The organism is Undibacterium sp. Di26W (assembly GCF_049340265.1).
In the GTDB taxonomy this organism is placed as follows: domain Bacteria; phylum Pseudomonadota; class Gammaproteobacteria; order Burkholderiales; family Burkholderiaceae_D; genus Undibacterium.
In genome coordinates this window covers 1-15,988 of the sequence record NZ_JBMPOR010000029.1, presented here as the reverse complement: position 1 = coordinate 15,988, position 15,988 = coordinate 1, and the positions used below count along the sequence as shown (strand labels likewise).

Below are 15,988 nucleotides of genomic sequence, written 5' to 3'. Positions count from 1 at the left end.
TGTCATCCCGGTGAAGATTGGGATCATCTTGAATCGTGCGTAATGTGCAGTATTGTAGGGTGCGCCATGCGCACCAGATCAACAGTTAGCAGATCGAATAGTACAAGAGGCGGTTTAGAGTAAGTCCTAAAATAGAAGAATGCGATAACATCCCTGACCATTATGTGCATTAACAAATGATCAGACTTGTTTAGCCAAGTAACGAAAAGAACAATGACGACTTTATTGAACACCATTAATTCCCCTGCTGATCTGCGTGGCCTGTCGCGCCAGCAACTCAAGCCGCTGGCTGATGAATTGCGTCAGTATGTGCTCGATTCCGTTTCCAGGACGGGTGGCCATTTGTCGTCCAACCTTGGCACGGTGGAATTAACCATCGCCCTGCACTATGTTTTCAATACACCTGAAGACCGGCTGGTGTGGGATGTTGGCCATCAAACTTATCCGCACAAGATACTTACCGGCCGTCGCGATCAGATGCATAGCCTGCGTCAGTTGAATGGTATATCTGGCTTCCCGCGTCGCGTCGAAAGCGAATACGACACCTTTGGTACTGCCCATTCATCCACCTCCATTTCTGCTGCACTGGGCATGGCCGTGGCTGCCCGTACCAAGGGTGAAGACCGCCATGCAGTAGCCATCATCGGCGATGGTTCCATGACCGCCGGCATGGCCTTTGAAGCCATGAACAATGCGGGCGTGAATGAAGACATCAACCTGCTGGTGGTGTTGAACGACAATGACATGTCCATCTCGCCACCCGTGGGCGCGCTGAACCGCTACCTGGCGCGCCTGATGTCTGGCAAGTTTTATGCAGCTGCTCGCAATGTCGGCAAATCCGTCTTGCCATCACCCGTGCTGGAATTGGCCAAGCGTTTTGAAGAACATGCCAAGGGCATGATCGTGCCCGCCACCATGTTTGAAGAATTCGGTTTTAATTACATCGGCCCTATCGATGGCCATGATCTCGATTCTTTGATACCGACACTGCAAAACATCAAGAACCTCAAAGGTCCGCAGTTTTTGCACGTGGTCACCAAAAAAGGCCAGGGTTATAAACTGGCAGAAGCTGACCCGGTCTTGTATCACGGCCCTGGCAAGTTCAATCCAGCAGAAGGCATCAAGCCCACTGGTGCGCCAGCCAAGCAAAGTTACACCCAGGTGTTTGGACAATGGCTGTGCGACATGGCTGCGGCGGACGACAAGCTGGTCGGCATTACCCCCGCCATGCGCGAAGGTTCTGGCATGGTGGAATTTGAAAAACAATTTCCCAAACGCTATTACGATGTCGGCATTGCCGAACAACATTCCGTCACCTTTGCCGGTGGCCTGGCTTGCGAAGGCTTGAAGCCTGTCGTCGCCATTTATTCCACCTTCTTGCAGCGTGCCTACGATCAACTGATCCATGACGTTGCCCTGCAAAACCTGGACGTTACCTTTGCGCTGGACCGCGCTGGCCTGGTTGGTGCCGACGGTGCCACCCATGCCGGTAATTATGACCTGGCTTACCTGCGCTGCATCCCCAATATGATCGTCATGGCAGCGTCCGATGAAAACGAATGCCGCCAGATGTTAAGCACCGCCTACCAATACCCCGGACCTGCCGCAGTACGTTACCCGCGCGGTGCGGGCATAGGCGTGCCGACCGACAAAGACTTGAACACCATCCCCCTGGGCAAAGGTGAAATCAAACGCCAGGGCAAACGCATCGCCATCCTGGCCTTTGGTTCACTGGTGCACCCTGCATTAAAAGCGGCAGAACAACTCGACGCCACGCTGGCCAATATGCGCTTCATCAAACCACTGGATGTCGAACTGGTCAAAGCCCTGGCTACCAGCCATGACATATTAGTGACCGTAGAAGAAGGCTGCACCATGGGCGGCGCAGGCTCTGCCGTGGCAGAAGCCCTGGCCGAAGCAGGCATCACCAAACCCTTGCAGATACTGGGCCTGCCCGACAAGTTTGTCGATCATGGCGACCCGGGTTTGCTGCTGGCGCAATGTGGGCTGGATGCAGTGGGTATAGAGCGTTCGGTGCGGGCGCGCTTTAGTGACTTTGGTGATTGATGTCCGACCCGAGGTCAAAACATTCACTATCTGTAAAGGCTGCTTACGAGCAGCCTTTATTACGAAGTCGTACAGATTGAAAGCTTAAGACCAAGGGACTCACCACAGAGACACTGAGACACAGAGAAGGGCAGTGCCGATGTGATTATAGATTAATGCCCATTCCATTTGCTTGTAATGATGACTGAATTAAAAGAAACCAGGCGGGTAATAATTTGCGATGGTCCTGGCCATCCCTCACTACCGGCATCAGAGTATGCCAATCTCGAGCTTTGCTTTGGCCCTAAAGCGGGCCTGACAGATGAACAGGTAAAAACCATATTATGGCTGCGTCACCTGGGTGCGCGGACTTCAATGAAAAAGAATAAAGTGAGTCTGGTACTCAATCGCGTGACGCCTGAGCACTACGATAGGCTTATCACTATCTTGCAGAAAGAAGCCATATCTTTTGAGCTGGCTCTATGACTCCGCCTGGCATTAGTTGAGTGACTTATGCCGGTATGATGTCGTCATTGAATGATCGAAAAAGGAAACGGCTTCATGCAAGATATGTCTTTTACCGGCGGTGCGAGTGTAGGCTGGATTAATGCTTCGTGGCCGTTTGCAAAGCTGAATATTTCGCGACAAAAAATTGTGCTGACGACTTTTGGAAAATATGAATTCAGCCCCGATCAAGTTGTGTCATTTGAACCCTATGGCATGATACCGGTTTTCATGAGCGGCATACGCATCAATCACAATCGCCTCGATTATCCAGGGGCCATCATTTTCTGGTATTTGGGTCGGCGGGACAAAGTTCTTGGCAGCTTTGCTCAATGCGGTTTTCAACCCAGCGGTAAAGTCTGTGCAAGACCACAGGGCATGCCCATGCGCTGGAGTGTGCTTATCGCCATGATACTCATCTGGAATGTGCTGTTTTTTCTTGATCTGCCACCTCAGCTTTTCCCTCATGGCGCCGAACCCGGCCCCGTCCAAATATTCGCACTGGTGTCTGCGTGTGCATTTTCAACCGCAGCGAAATTATCGACTAGGCTGCAAAAACTGATCATGCGGGAAGGGCGTTATTTTGGCGAAGTCAAACCGGTTTTTGGGCTGATGCAATTGCTGACGGGGGCTTTGGCGCTGGCGTTTGGCTTGATGTATTTGCTAAGATAAAGTTGAAAGTTCGAATTGAACACCAAAACCCTGTTCAGTCGCTGAATATATCTGGATTGTGCCGTTTCCAGATTTCCATCTCCTCTTCATCTGGCAAGCCACACAGGTGTTGCCAGTTTGGCGAAGAAACCCATTCAATACATGTTTCAAGCATCGACCGTATCGAATGGAAATATATATCGACGCCTTGAAATACGCGGATGACAGGATGCTCCATCGATGCGCTGAACAGATGCTTACCGCAGACAACCACATCCCATGAACCTTGAAACGCAGAGATTGGCAAACAATTCTGCAAATCCACTCGATCTTGCTCTAGTGTGGAATAAAGACCATAGGTCTCCTGGATGCTTTTGTATTCCACAACTGCTTCCTGAAGTGAAGCGAAATTGTTGTCACGGAAACACAAATTTCTATTCAGATCAGGATCGTCATCTTGAATATGCCCATTCGCCCATTGGTAAAGCTCAATGACATCACTTGGCAAAACGATATTCAAGGGCACGACAATGTCCAGAATCTCGGTCGTGGTAAGGCCCGGTCGCAGGTTTTCTCTCACTGCAACCCCTTTTGCCTCATAGGCATCTGCCAATTGATTGCATAATTCAGTGATGGTAGGCATGTCGTAAGTAGGGTTGTTGGTAGATGATTTTACGAGATAAACATTGTCATCTGTCTTTAGTTTAAGAAAACTAAGAAGTTCCGAATGTATTTTGGTTCAAAGCCGGAAAACCATGATCCTGGCCATACTGACTGAAACGTCCGTCAAATTTACCTTCTAGCGCTGTAAGATGACTGCTTATCACATGCGTAGCCAATAGTAGCGCCTGCATACTATCGTCACCGGTACAACAATCAGCTTTTTCAAAATCATTGGTCTGAATAAGCCACGGACAACGCCAATGGTGCGCGTTGACTTCCAGCGGTAGCCAGATACAAACGAGCGCTGGTAAAATCCGCCCATCAGAGCAGGTAAAATCCAGAACCCGCTTTGCAATGGCACCTTCGATTGGATACGGACGAGAATGAAATTCATCTGTTCGCAATTTTTTTCGCAAGCGACGACTGCGGGGTTTGTTGGAAATGTTCATATGGAAAATGGCTGCGTCTTTATTCTACAGATAGGAGATTGAAACTGGAGGTAAATCAAAAAATGGAAATAGCATTTCTTCTGACAATGCACGCCATTGAATTTTACAAAGAGAAAAAATACAACAAGCCTGTCTAGCAGAATTTTCTTCGATTATATGTATTGAAGATACCAATTCAGCAGGCCAAAAATAAGATCGCGTTTGGCTCAATCAGCGTTCCTAACGCTCCCGTTCCTTCTCCCACAACACATCACTCTCCCCCGCATACCGGTTCAACACCCGCGACAACACAAACAGCAAATCCGACAAGCGATTCATATATTGTCTAGGTGCGTCATTGATGACCTCGGCGTTGCCGACGCTGACGATGGCGCGTTCGGCGCGGCGGCAGACGGTGCGGCAGACGTTGGCGATGGCAGCGGCGCGTGATCCGCCGGGCAGGATGAAGTCTTTGAGTGGTGGCAGGTCGGCATTGTATTTTTCCAGCAGGGCATCCAGCCTCGTCACCTGGGCTTCGGTGATCATGGTGTAGCCGGGGATGCACAGTTCGCCGCCCATATCGAACAGGTCATGCTGGATGGAAACCAGTTCATGTTTCATCTGTTCGGGCATGTCTTCGCACAGCAAGACGCCGATCTGTGAGTTGAGTTCATCCACGTCGCCCATGGCGTGTACGCGCAGGGCGTCTTTGGCGATGCGGCTGCCATCGCCCAGGCCGGTGGTGCCGGCATCGCCGGTGCGTGTTGCAATTTTTGAGAGTCGATTACCCATGGCACATGAAATAAGGAGAGAAGTTGGAAAGGATACGGCAAATTCTGGCCGGACACAGCATAATAGAGCGCATCACGACTAGCCTGGAATGCATTATGAACCATCCTGCCCCTATCGCAAGCGTCAGAGCGCCTTTGCCAGCCAGCTTGTTGCACGCGCTGCAAAACCTGCTGGAAGACCGTTTCAGCATTGCCCAGGCGGTACGTGAACATCATGGGCGCGACGAATCTTCTTATGACCCGATGCCGCCAGAAGGGGTGGCATTTGCCCAGACCACGGAAGAGGTGGCGGCCATCGTCAAGCTGTGCCATGAACAAGGGGTGCCAGTGATACCGTATGGTGCGGGGTCGTCGCTGGAAGGCCATATTCTGGCATTGCATGGTGGCATCACCATTGATTTATCGCAAATGAACAATATGGTGGCCGTGCACGCCGAAGATTTGACTGCTACTGTACAGGCTGGCGTCACCCGCAAGCAGTTGAATGTGGAGATTCGTGATACCGGCTTGTTTTTTCCTATCGACCCCGGTGCCGATGCCAGCCTGGGTGGTATGGCGGCAACCCGGGCCTCGGGTACCAATGCAGTACGGTATGGCACCATGCGTGAAAACGTATTGGCGCTGACAGTGGTGACGGCAGACGGGCGCGTTATCCGCACCGGTTCACGCGCCAAGAAATCGTCTGCCGGTTACGATCTGACGCGTATCTTTGTCGGTAGTGAAGGCACGCTGGGCATCATCACCGAAGTGACAGTCAGGCTCTATCCTTTGCCGGAGGCAATTTCGGCAGCGGTATGCAGTTTTCCGGATAACGCCGATGCGGTGAATACGGTGATACAGACCATACAGATGGGGGTGCCGATTGCGCGGGTAGAATTTCTGGATGCGAATGGTGTTCGTGCCATCAATGCGCATGACAAACTGAACCTGCCTGTGAAGCCTTTGCTGCTGTTTGAATTCCATGGCAGCGAGCATGGCGTCAAGGAACAGGCGGAGCTGGTGCAGGAAATTGCTGCTGCCAATGGTGCCGGTGATTTTGAATGGGCGACCAAACCGGAAGAGCGTTCGCGTTTGTGGGCGGCCAGGCACAATGCCTATTTCGCACTGTTGCAATTGCGCCCTGGTTCACGGGCGATTTCCACAGACTGTTGTGTGCCGATTTCACGCCTGGCAGAATGCATCAGCGAAACCCAGATTGATTGTGAAAATCATGGCATCCTGTATTCCATCATTGGCCATGTCGGCGATGGTAATTTCCACGTATTGATGCTGGTTGACCCGGCCAGCAGTGAAGAAATTGCCACAGCCGAAGCCATCAACCAGCGCATGGTCAGCCGCGCCATTGCCATGGACGGTACCTGTACCGGCGAGCATGGGGTGGGCATACACAAGATGGCTTTCCTGATCGAAGAACATGGGGCTGATGCCATTCACATGATGCGCATGCTGAAACGGGCTTTTGATCCAAAAAATATATTAAACCCGGGCAAGGTTGTTGCCTGGGATGAATGATTTTCCACACGGCATGCTTATTAGGATTACTTATCTGAGCTACTTATCTGAGCTACTTCAGTAGTACTACAGATGCCCGTTTTGGCTGCTTTATTTTATGATGCAAGGCGCAGGGGGTTTTTACATCATGTAGTCGCCTGCATTGCAGCGTCGATTTTATGTCGTGGCAATCTTTTGGGGAATTTTGTGGGGCGCGGCTGGTCCATACAGGACTGCCAGCCCGGTTTGATCTGGTTTACACCCATTATTTATCTGGAATACGAATGGCAACACGTCTACCGCCAGTACATGCGCTTTCGGCTTTTGAAGCTGCAGCCCGCCATAACTCGTTTGCTGTTGCGGCTGAAGAACTTTGTATTACACCATCTGCCCTGTCCCATCGCATACGTTTGCTGGAAGAGCATTTATGCGAGCGTGTGTTTGTCAGGGAAGGGCGCAGTGTCACCCTGACCGAATTTGGCCGCCGTTACCTGGATGTGGTGCGCGGGGCCTTGCGTACACTGTCTGATTTCCCCTTGCCGAACAAGATTGCGCAAAACCAGTTGCGGGTAAAGGTGACGGTGCCGCCGACATTTGCACGTTACATGTTCATGCCCAGGCTGGCCAGTTTTACCAGACAGTACCCGGAAATAGAAATCGAAGTGTTTCTGTTTGTGCCGCTGTACGATCTCAGCCTGTCAGAAAGCGATGTCGAAGTGCGTTTCGGGGCTGGTGAATATCCTAACCTGGTGACCCGCAAATTATTTGTGGAACCCAGTTTTGTAGTGGCCAGCCCGGCTTATCTGAAAACCGTACCTGCCATGCAGACACCGGCCGATCTGCGACATGCCAAATTATTGCGTTCTGCGCTGGAACCCTGGCAGCCCTGGTTTGAAGTGGCCGGGCTGGATTGGCCAGAACCTGCAACGGGCCTGCGTGTGGATGACCTGGGGTTGTTGCTGGAAGCGATCAAGCATGGCCACGGCATAGGTCTGACACGCCAGCATTTCGCGCAAGAGATGATACGCCGTGGTGATGTGGTCAGGGTGTTTGAAACCCAGTTGGCAACGCCGCCACATTCGTATTATCTGGTGCACGAGGCACAGGCGAATATCCGCCCTGAAGTGCAGTTGTTTATTGACTGGATGCAAGCGACGTATCAGCAGGCGTAATGGCCGGTGTCATATCGGACATCGCATCGGACACTACATCGGACATCACGTCCTGCAAAGGCTGGCTGGGTGGTTTTTGCATGGCTATCCATTTGTCCAGCGGCATGGGGCGGGCAAACAAAAAGCCCTGCATCGACGCACAGCCGTTGGCGATCAGGAAGTCGGCCTGTTCCCTGGTTTCCACCCCTTCCGCGACCACGCGCAAGCCCAGGTGCGATGCCATCGACAATATCGACTGCACGATGGCCGTGTCATTGGCATCGTCTGGCGTATCCTGAACAAAGCTTCTGTCGATTTTCAGTTCATACAGGGGCAGTTTTTTCAGGTAAGCCAGGCTGGAATAGCCAGTGCCGAAATCATCAATCGAGAAACGTATGCCCAGCTTGGTCAATTCGACCATGCGGGCAATGGTGTCATGCAGGTTGTCTATCAGCAGGCCTTCGGTCACTTCCAGTATCAGTCTGGCTGGCGGTGCACCGGTGTTTTTCAATACCTGCTTGACCTTTTCTACAAAATCCACCTGACGGAATTGTTTGGGGCTGACATTGACGGACAGCGGTATGTCCCAGCCTGCCTGTTCCAGTTGCAGCAGCGCCAGGCAACCCTGTTCCATCACCCAGTCACCCAGGCGCAAGATCATGCCGGATTCTTCTGCCACCGGAATAAAGATGGCGGGTGAGATGGGGCCGCGTTCCGGGTGTGTCCAGCGCATCAGCATTTCGCCGCCAACGGGTTTTCCCATACGATCAACCTGGGGCTGTATATGCATTTGCAGCTGGCCGCCAGAGATGGCTTCGCTGAGCTCGCGTTCCACCGTCAGTCTTTGTTCCACTTCTGACTGCATGCCGGTTTCGTAGAAGGCAATCTGATTCCTGCCACAGGATTTGGCGCGGAACATGGCGGTATCGGCTTCACGCAATAAATCATGGGCACCCTGGTTTTCACGCGGCAACAGGGTGATACCTATGCTGCAGGTGACGTTGTACTGCAGGCCGTTGATATCAAAAAACTGCGAGAGGGTATGACGGATTTTTTCTGCCACGGCCTGCGCCGCATGGGCGCCGACGGTCACGTCATTGGACACATGGCAGAGCAGCACCACGAATTCGTCACCCCCTATATGGGCTACCGTATCGACTTCCCGCAGGGACTGGCTGAGCCTTCCTGCCACCTGTATCAGCAAGGCATCACCGACGGCATGGCCGCGTGCATCATTGATGTATTTGAAGTGATCCAGGTCAATGAACAGTACCGCACTGAACATATTGCTGCGCCTGGCTGTCGCCAGCAAGATGCTCATCCTGTCGAGCAGCAGGCGGCGGTTGGGCAAGCCTGTCAGCACATCAAAATAGGCCAGCCTGTGTATATGTTCCTGGGCTTTCTTGCGTTCACTGATATCGCGCCCGGTTGCTACCCAGTGCGTATACTGACCGGCATCGTTGGCCAGAGGCACGACATCGGCTTCCATCCAGAATTCATTGCCATCCCGGGTATAGCAGATCAACTCTATATGCACTGATTCACAGGTGATCAGGGCATGGTTCAGGCGATCCAGTTCTTCTGGCTGGGTGCGCGGGCCCTGCAAGAATACCGGGGACCTGTCGATCACTTCGATGCTGCTAAAGCCAGTCTGATGTACAAAGGCATCATTCACAAAGACAATTTTCAGGCGACGTTTGCCGATGGCATCGGCATCCACATGAATGATCATGACCATATCGTTGAGCCTGGCGACGGCGGCAACGATCAGACGCAATTCTTCATTTGCCATGCGCAGCGACGATTGCCCCAATTGCAGTGATGCAGCGATTACGCGCTGCTGTTCCAGGCTGCCGTCCAGTCTCTGCAGCAGGACGCCGCAAGAGATCGCCATGACGGCGGCAATAAAAGTGAAATTGATGGTGACGATGACCAGTCGCAAAAAGGGATGGGAATCAAAACCATAGACATGCAGGCTGGGGTCGGCCAGGTAACCAACTACCAGCAGACTGAGTGCAGACAGAAACAGGGCCTGCATGGCATGCCGCAGGTTGAGCAACAGGGATGTCAATACCGGAAAAGCCATCAGGTAAATCAGGCCGGTCAGCCCCACCTTGATCAAAAACCAGACACCAAGCAAATACAGGAACAGCAAAAAGTTCCAGGCGCGCTGGCGGTAGTTCAGAAACGGCAGGCGCCATATGGTGGCCACCCAGATCAGGGCAAAGATATCAACCACCACCACCGACCACAGGTTTTCACTGATGGCCAGTACGATGCTGGGGATGGCAGTAGCAGAACCCAGGGCCAGTACAAAGAAGAGAATGGCTGACAACACTTGCTCGCGCCACTGATGAGTCTCATTCAGCGACGAAGGGGGAAGCAAATAATAATTACGGATGAATTGAAAAACAGTCATCAATGCTGTCCTTCTGAAATCAGTCCCAGAGCAAGCCACGCTCAGTTTACAGGCCGAATAATAATACTATACCAACTCAGTGTTTAATTCAGGAAATATATGCACTGCACAATTTTCAGATGAGCTTATGTACTTATATGTGTCAAATAGGTCAACACGCCCTGGAAAACATATTAACACTGCCTCAAAACAAGCTTGTGATTGAATGGTTACGGCTAATTCAAGGCTTAGCTTTAGAGGTACAGATATTGCACGATGTTAAGAACACACTTTTATAGGCCTTACGCAAAACTGCCCCAAAGCGTTGCAGCCCCTCTCCTGGGAGCCGTATCTTGTTATTAATCCACGTTTTTGCCGGTGGATGCAGACCATAGCGCAAACCATTGTTCACGACTGAGTTGTACCCATGTTGCCTGTACGGCTTCGGCCACGGCGGCGATTCTGCCCGAGCCGGTCAATACCATCGGTGACGCTGGATGTTTCAGTACCCACGCCAATGCCACTACGCTGGGTGCTACATCCAGTTCGCCGGCGATGCGCTGCAATACCTGGCTGATGCGCTGGCCCTGTTCGCTTTGTTCACTGGCTGGCAGCATCAATTGTCCACCGCCAAGGGCTGACCAGACCATGGGGGCAATGCGCAGGCGCTGGCATTGATCCAGGCTGCCATCCAGCAGGGGCTGCATATGCAGCAGGGACAACTCTATCTGATTGGTCACCAGCGGGAAGCGTGAGTTCAGCAAATCAAATTGTGCAGGCGTGAAATTCGATACACCAAAATGCTTTACCTTGCCGCTGTCTTGCAACTGGCGAAATGCCCCGGCTATTTCATCCGCATTCATCAGCGGGTCTGGACGATGGATCAGCAGCAGGTCCAGCTGGTCTATCTGCATGGCACGCAATGATTGCTCGGCAGAGGCAGTGATGTGGGTCGCGCTGGTGTCGTAATGCTGGATGCCATGGCTGGGGCGCTGGTCTGATACCAGCTTGATGCCGCATTTGCTGACAAACTGCAATTGCCGACGCAGGTGCGGGGCGAGTACCAGCGCTTCGCCGAGCAGGGTTTCACTCAGGTAATTGCCATAGATGTCAGCCTGGTCCACGGTAGTGATGCCCAGCGCCAGGGCCTGTTCCAGAAAGCTGACTCTTTGTTCCGCGGACATTTTCCAGTGACCCAGGCGCCACAGGCCAAGCACGATGCGGGAAAATTCAGGGCCGGCCGGTGCAACTTGCTGGCGTGGGCTGATGGTCTTTGTATTGGTCGTCATGGCTGACCGCTTATTCTTTGATGGTGATGCAGGCTTATGCCTGTTGTAGCTGTTTGAGTGTCGCTATCAGGTCATCGCGGGTGGTATAGCCAGATGCAATCATGTGCAAGGCATCCTGATGCACCAGCAACAAGGCCGGGAAGCCGCGTATACCCCAGCGCTGGCTTTGTTCAAAGTCTTGCCTTGCATCAGCCATGGTCATGGGGGACAGCATGGTTTCGTGAAAGCTGATGGCGTCATAGCTGTCGGCACCTTCGGCCGCATTCAGGGCGGTGACAGCAATCTCGGATAGTACGCCTATGTCCGTCACGTCTTTGCCCTCGGCATAAAAGCCATGCTGTATGGCATGAAACACTTTCAGGACGGCATCGCTGGATGCTTCATCCACCAGGGTGCGGGCTGCAACCACTGCACGGCAGGCGGGTTCGGTGTCATAGATGAAGCCAGGTTGTGACATGGCATCGCTGCCGAAGGGCAGGCCGCTTCTTTCTTCCACGTGTTTCCAGTGACTCAGGATGGTGGTCCGGGTGCTCTCGTCCAGCACTTGCTGGTTATAGGCGCGCAAGCCACCCAGTACCAGATCAAGCCGGCTGCCGGGTACAGCATCCAGCAAGGCTTGCAATTCGGGGCCAAAGCCATAGCACCATGAACACATGGGGTCGGCAACATAAATAAGGTGTGTCATCACTTGCTCTCATTGGTGGGCATCAGGCGGTCATTGTATAGAAAGTCGCTGTGTCTGACAGCCAGCAAGAATTTTGCTTGTCCCACCATTTTTTTGTTCATTTTTTGTTGATGCAAGAGCTAAGAACCTGTTTGCGATCTGTAGCGAGCGAGCTTCAGCGGGAGTAGCGGTAACAAAAACGCAGCGCAAAAAGCGGAATGGTCTTAAGACCATGAGCATTTTGAGCAGCGCATGAGCCCCGCCTGGACTCCGATTGCGCCCGCACAGTAAGATCGTAAGCAGGTTCTAAAAGTGCAGGCATCCGGGATTGCTACACTGCTTTTTTTCATGATGGCATGGCAAGTAAAGGCATAAATTTTTTCAGTTCAGGTATAATTCTCGGTTCTGTCCAAAATTTCCTCTTCAAGGCGTTTGATCGTTTGAATTTTCGTCGGGATTGAAAGTCCTGCCGAAACAGGTTTTTGTGGATTCTTTCTCTCTTAGGTTGGTGCAAATTAATTTGGGGGGTGGGGATGTCCGATCTGGCTTCTTTGTCTACACTCGCGCGTTCTGACGCGCAACTTCCGGTTTACGTGTATTTTGATGAAACGCTGTTACAGCGCGAAATCAAGGAATTATTCCAGTCTGGTCCGCGTTATGTCGGCCATGAACTGATGGTGCCCCATGTCGGCGACTTTGCTACGCTGGCTTCTGAAAACGAAGGCCGCATGCTGGTACGCAGCGCCCAGGGCATAGAACTGATGTCGAATGTCTGCCGTCACCGGCAGGCATTGATGTTCAATGGCCGTGGCAATACCCATAATATTGTCTGCCCGTTGCATCGCTGGACCTATGACCTGAAAGGCGAGCTGATTGGCGCGCCACATTTTGCCGATACCCCTTGCCTGAATTTGCAACGCACGCCGCTGCAAAACTGGAATGGTCTGCTGTTTGAGCAAAACGGCTATAACGTCATGGAACGCATGACTAATCTCAGCGTTACCAAAGACCTGGATTTTAGCGATTACATGCTCGACCATGTCGAAGTGCATGAATGTGATTACAACTGGAAGACTTTCATTGAAGTCTATCTGGAAGATTATCACGTCGAACCCTTTCATCCTGGCCTGGGCAGCTTTGTCGCTTGCGATGATCTGCAGTGGGAATTTGGCGAGGATTACAGCGTACAAACCGTGGGCGTCAACAAGGGTTTGCTGAAGTCCGGTTCCGACACCTATCAACGCTGGCAAGAGCAGGTGCTGAAGTTTCGTCATGGCGAGACGCCCAAGTACGGCGCGATCTGGCTGACCCTGTACCCGAATATCATGGTTGAATGGTATCCGCATGTGCTGGTGGTATCGACCCTGTGGCCAACAGCAACCGGCAAGACCCGCAATGTGGTCGAATTTTATTATCCGGAAGAAATTGTCCTGTTTGAGCGCGAATTTATCGCCGCCGAACGCGCCGCCTACATGGAAACCTGTGTGGAGGATGATGAAATCGCCTTGCGCATGGATGCCGGGCGCAAGATCTTGCTGGATCGCGGTGTCAGTGAAGTCGGGCCGTATCAGTCACCCATGGAAGATGGCATGCAGCACTTCCATGAATGGTATCGAAGAAAAATCGCAGTTTGAAGTGTTTCGGTAGGGGAGGCGCGTGCCTCCCTTAACTTTTGGAGCAAAGGTATATGCAGTCTTTATGGATGCTGGTTGCCAGCTTTCTGTTTTCCATCATGGGTGTCTGCGTCAAGCTGGCATCGGTTGATTATTCAACCTCTGAAATTGTGGCGTATCGCGGCATGATAGGCATGCTGATGATTGCCACGCTGGTGCGCTGGCAGGGTGGTACCTTGCGTACCAGCATGCCCTATCATCATGTGGGGCGCGGCCTGATTGGTGTCATCGCGCTGTGGATGTGGTTTTATGCCATTGGCAAATTGCCGCTGGCGATGGCGGTGACGCTGAATTACATGTCACCTATCTGGATCGCCGCCATGTTGCTGGGGGCAGCCTGGTGGCGCAGGCAACCCGGGCTGACCTGGCAACCGGTAGGGGCCATCCTCATGGGGTTTGTGGGCGTGGTTTTTCTGCTGCGGCCCAGCATTCATGCCGACCAGGTCATCGGCGGCGTCATTGCCCTGATTTCTGGCATGCTGGCGGCCTGGGCCTATATGCAGGTCAGGCAGATGGGCTTGATGGGCGAACCTGAATACCGCGTGGTATTCTATTTTTCCATGACCTGTGCCGTGGCCGGCCTGGCTGGCACCGTGTTCAGCAAATCCATCGGTGCAATGGGCAGCAATGCACAAAACATCGTCTGGCATCACCTCGATACCAAGGGCATCCTGTTACTGCTTGCCATAGGCCTGACAGCTGCGATGGCACAGATGGCCATGACACGCGCCTATCGCCTGGGTAATACCCTGGTCACGGCCAATCTGCAATATGTGGGTATTGTGTTTTCCAGCTTGTGGGATGTGCTGATCTGGGAAGAAAGCCTGGCCTGGCTAAGCTGGCTTGGTATTGCTGTGATTTTATGCAGCGGCCTGATCGCCACCTTTTATAATGCGAAGACCAATACCGCCCCTATGCCCAGCGACGCCATCAGTTCGGAATAAAATGCCGGTCTTTCCCGCGTGATGGTGAGCGATTTATTTTTCAGGAGATGAAGATGTACACGACTTTGATCAGTGCAAGCGACCTGGCCCCTCATATTGAACGCAGTAATTGGGTGCTACTGGATTGCCGCCATGATTTGATGGATACCAATGCCGGGCAGGCTGCCTATGACCTGGGGCATATCCCGGGCGCACAGTTTGTGCATCTTGATCAGCGTCTGTCGGCAGCCAAAATCGGGCCGGACGGTGTTTTTCGTGGCCGCCACCCTTTGCCGGAAAAAGGTGATTTCATCGCCAGCCTGCGTAATCTGGGCGTGAATGATGATAGCCAGGTGGTCGTGTATGACGCGCATGGCGGTATGTTTGCGGCGCGCCTGTGGTGGATGCTGCGTTGGGTCGGACATGCCGACGTCGCCGTACTGGATGGTGGTTTGCCTGTATGGCAAGCCGCAGGCTTGCCGGTAAGCACGGCGGTGCCTGCTATTGGTGGCTGTGGCAACATCAGTGACAAGCCAGCCTTGGTTGGTTCAGTCGAAGTCAGTCAGGTGTTGGCAAACATCAGCAAGCCCACCAGGACAGTCGTCGATGCCCGTGCCGCTGACCGCTTCCGTGGTGAGAATGAAACCATGGACCCGGTTGGTGGCCATATCCCCGGTGCTAAAAACCGCTTCTTCAAAGACAACCTGCAAGCCGATGGCCGCTTTAAACCAGCCGCGCAATTGCGCGAAGAATGGATGGCCATCGTCAGCGACGCCACCCAGGCCATCATGCAATGCGGCTCTGGCGTGACGGCTTGCCATAACCTGCTGGCGCTGGAAGTGGCAGGCATGCACGGCGCGGCTTTGTATCCGGGTTCATGGAGTGAATGGTGTGCAGATGCCTCGCGACCTGTGGAGCGTTGAGTCGAGCCTGAATCGCAAAAAAGAGATAGCCTCAAAATCGTCACTCCTGCGCAGGCACACTGTTGTCAGTAATAACCTGCTTGAAAAAAATGACTGATAAATCCCCTCCCTTTCAAGGGGAGGGTTAGGGTGGGGATGGGTTTCGGTTGATCAATCCGCAATCGAATTGCACAAGAAACCCATCCCCATCCCAACCTTCCCCTTGAAGGGGAAGGAGTTAAAACAAATTTGCGACAGAAACCTATCTCCATCCCAACCTGTTCACTGTGTAGTGGTCTAATAATAACGGACACCGAGATAGGTGGGATAATTCACTTATTGAGGAAAAGAGATGAAAGCAAAAAGAAGAACATTTGAGATTGGCTTTAAGTTGCAAGTTGTCCGTATGGTGAC

Annotated in this window: 14 protein-coding genes; 8 read left to right on the top strand and 6 right to left on the bottom strand. The window is 52.5% G+C overall.

The features are described 5' to 3' along the window. Positions 1-213: 213 nt before the first annotated feature. The 3 genes from dxs (at position 214) to ACO0LM_RS25305 (ending at position 3,222) form a co-directional block, all read left to right on the top strand. Positions 214-2,067 (top strand): 1-deoxy-D-xylulose-5-phosphate synthase, encoded by a 1,854-nt coding sequence (gene dxs, locus ACO0LM_RS25315; RefSeq protein ID WP_423041146.1) that lies wholly within the window; start codon positions 214-216, stop codon positions 2,065-2,067. 177 nt (positions 2,068-2,244) lie between these two features. Next, the gene (locus ACO0LM_RS25310) at positions 2,245-2,532 is read left to right on the top strand and encodes a hypothetical protein (RefSeq protein ID WP_423041144.1); all 288 of its coding nucleotides are present in this window, start codon (positions 2,245-2,247) and stop codon (positions 2,530-2,532) included. Positions 2,533-2,607: 75 nt separating this feature from the next. Next, positions 2,608-3,222, top strand: coding sequence for a hypothetical protein (locus ACO0LM_RS25305; protein WP_423041142.1), 615 nt, complete (start codon positions 2,608-2,610; stop codon positions 3,220-3,222). 34 nt (positions 3,223-3,256) lie between these two features. Here the strand turns inward: ACO0LM_RS25305 and ACO0LM_RS25300 are convergent, their stop codons facing one another. The 3 genes from ACO0LM_RS25300 to ACO0LM_RS25290 form a co-directional block, all read right to left on the bottom strand. Next, positions 3,257-3,844 carry a hypothetical protein gene (locus tag ACO0LM_RS25300; RefSeq protein ID WP_423041140.1) on the bottom strand — a complete coding sequence of 196 codons (588 nt, stop codon included), beginning with the start codon at positions 3,842-3,844 and terminating at the stop codon, positions 3,257-3,259. Between the two features lie 70 nt (positions 3,845-3,914). Further along, a complete protein-coding gene (locus ACO0LM_RS25295; RefSeq protein WP_423041138.1) occupies positions 3,915-4,313 on the bottom strand; it encodes a DUF6968 family protein in 399 nt (132 codons plus the stop codon). Between the two features lie 219 nt (positions 4,314-4,532). After that, complete coding sequence (locus ACO0LM_RS25290; protein ID WP_423041136.1) at positions 4,533-5,084, bottom strand: cob(I)yrinic acid a,c-diamide adenosyltransferase; 552 nt, start codon at positions 5,082-5,084, stop codon at positions 4,533-4,535. 95 nt (positions 5,085-5,179) lie between these two features. Here ACO0LM_RS25290 and ACO0LM_RS25285 point away from each other — a divergent pair, with 95 nt between their 5' ends. Together ACO0LM_RS25285 and ACO0LM_RS25280 are read left to right on the top strand one after the other, a co-directional pair. Further along, positions 5,180-6,595, top strand: a complete 1,416-nt coding sequence (locus ACO0LM_RS25285; RefSeq protein WP_423041134.1) for an FAD-binding oxidoreductase — start codon at positions 5,180-5,182, stop codon at positions 6,593-6,595. A 263-nt stretch (positions 6,596-6,858) separates the two neighbouring features. Further along, positions 6,859-7,746 (top strand): LysR substrate-binding domain-containing protein, encoded by an 888-nt coding sequence (locus ACO0LM_RS25280; protein WP_423041132.1) that lies wholly within the window; start codon positions 6,859-6,861, stop codon positions 7,744-7,746. On the opposite strand, the gene ACO0LM_RS25275 is transcribed toward ACO0LM_RS25280, so the two are convergent. The 3 genes from ACO0LM_RS25275 to ACO0LM_RS25265 all read right to left on the bottom strand — a co-directional run bounded on the left by ACO0LM_RS25275 (position 7,709) and on the right by ACO0LM_RS25265 (position 12,097). Further along, entirely contained in the window at positions 7,709-10,144 is a 2,436-nt protein-coding gene (locus ACO0LM_RS25275; RefSeq protein WP_423041130.1) for a putative bifunctional diguanylate cyclase/phosphodiesterase, read from the bottom strand. The two genes, ACO0LM_RS25280 and ACO0LM_RS25275, sit on opposite strands and share 38 nt — an antisense overlap. A gap of 338 nt (positions 10,145-10,482) precedes the next feature. Then, entirely contained in the window at positions 10,483-11,412 is a 930-nt protein-coding gene (locus ACO0LM_RS25270; protein WP_423041128.1) for an aldo/keto reductase, read from the bottom strand. A 34-nt stretch (positions 11,413-11,446) separates the two neighbouring features. Further along, the gene (locus ACO0LM_RS25265) at positions 11,447-12,097 is read right to left on the bottom strand and encodes a DsbA family protein (RefSeq protein ID WP_423041126.1); all 651 of its coding nucleotides are present in this window, start codon (positions 12,095-12,097) and stop codon (positions 11,447-11,449) included. Positions 12,098-12,609: 512 nt separating this feature from the next. Here ACO0LM_RS25265 and ACO0LM_RS25260 point away from each other — a divergent pair. The 3 genes from ACO0LM_RS25260 to ACO0LM_RS25250 are packed head-to-tail and all read left to right on the top strand — an operon-like array spanning position 12,610 to position 15,595. Next, positions 12,610-13,710: an aromatic ring-hydroxylating oxygenase subunit alpha gene (locus ACO0LM_RS25260; protein WP_423041124.1), complete on the top strand. Its 1,101-nt coding sequence runs from the start codon at positions 12,610-12,612 to the stop codon at positions 13,708-13,710. Positions 13,711-13,763: 53 nt separating this feature from the next. Beyond that, complete coding sequence (locus ACO0LM_RS25255; RefSeq protein ID WP_423041122.1) at positions 13,764-14,693, top strand: DMT family transporter; 930 nt, start codon at positions 13,764-13,766, stop codon at positions 14,691-14,693. Positions 14,694-14,746: 53 nt separating this feature from the next. Beyond that, positions 14,747-15,595 carry a sulfurtransferase gene (locus tag ACO0LM_RS25250; RefSeq protein ID WP_423041120.1) on the top strand — a complete coding sequence of 283 codons (849 nt, stop codon included), beginning with the start codon at positions 14,747-14,749 and terminating at the stop codon, positions 15,593-15,595. Positions 15,596-15,988: the final 393 nt, after the last annotated feature.

Excerpts from the sequence above, each read along its gene's own strand:
- ACO0LM_RS25270 (WP_423041128.1), bottom strand. The coding sequence starts at position 11,412 with ATGACGACCAATACAAAGACCATCAGCCCACGCCAGCAAGTTGCACCG.
- ACO0LM_RS25260 (WP_423041124.1), top strand. The coding sequence starts at position 12,610 with ATGTCCGATCTGGCTTCTTTGTCTACACTCGCGCGTTCTGACGCGCAA.
- ACO0LM_RS25250 (WP_423041120.1), top strand. The coding sequence starts at position 14,747 with ATGTACACGACTTTGATCAGTGCAAGCGACCTGGCCCCTCATATTGAA.
- dxs (WP_423041146.1), top strand. The coding sequence starts at position 214 with ATGACGACTTTATTGAACACCATTAATTCCCCTGCTGATCTGCGTGGC.
- ACO0LM_RS25310 (WP_423041144.1), top strand. The coding sequence starts at position 2,245 with ATGATGACTGAATTAAAAGAAACCAGGCGGGTAATAATTTGCGATGGT.
- ACO0LM_RS25275 (WP_423041130.1), bottom strand. The coding sequence starts at position 10,144 with ATGACTGTTTTTCAATTCATCCGTAATTATTATTTGCTTCCCCCTTCG.
- ACO0LM_RS25255 (WP_423041122.1), top strand. The coding sequence starts at position 13,764 with ATGCAGTCTTTATGGATGCTGGTTGCCAGCTTTCTGTTTTCCATCATG.
- ACO0LM_RS25280 (WP_423041132.1), top strand. The coding sequence starts at position 6,859 with ATGGCAACACGTCTACCGCCAGTACATGCGCTTTCGGCTTTTGAAGCT.
- ACO0LM_RS25290 (WP_423041136.1), bottom strand. The coding sequence starts at position 5,084 with ATGGGTAATCGACTCTCAAAAATTGCAACACGCACCGGCGATGCCGGC.
- ACO0LM_RS25265 (WP_423041126.1), bottom strand. The coding sequence starts at position 12,097 with ATGACACACCTTATTTATGTTGCCGACCCCATGTGTTCATGGTGCTAT.
- ACO0LM_RS25300 (WP_423041140.1), bottom strand. The coding sequence starts at position 3,844 with ATGCCTACCATCACTGAATTATGCAATCAATTGGCAGATGCCTATGAG.
- ACO0LM_RS25285 (WP_423041134.1), top strand. The coding sequence starts at position 5,180 with ATGAACCATCCTGCCCCTATCGCAAGCGTCAGAGCGCCTTTGCCAGCC.
- ACO0LM_RS25305 (WP_423041142.1), top strand. The coding sequence starts at position 2,608 with ATGCAAGATATGTCTTTTACCGGCGGTGCGAGTGTAGGCTGGATTAAT.
- ACO0LM_RS25295 (WP_423041138.1), bottom strand. The coding sequence starts at position 4,313 with ATGAACATTTCCAACAAACCCCGCAGTCGTCGCTTGCGAAAAAAATTG.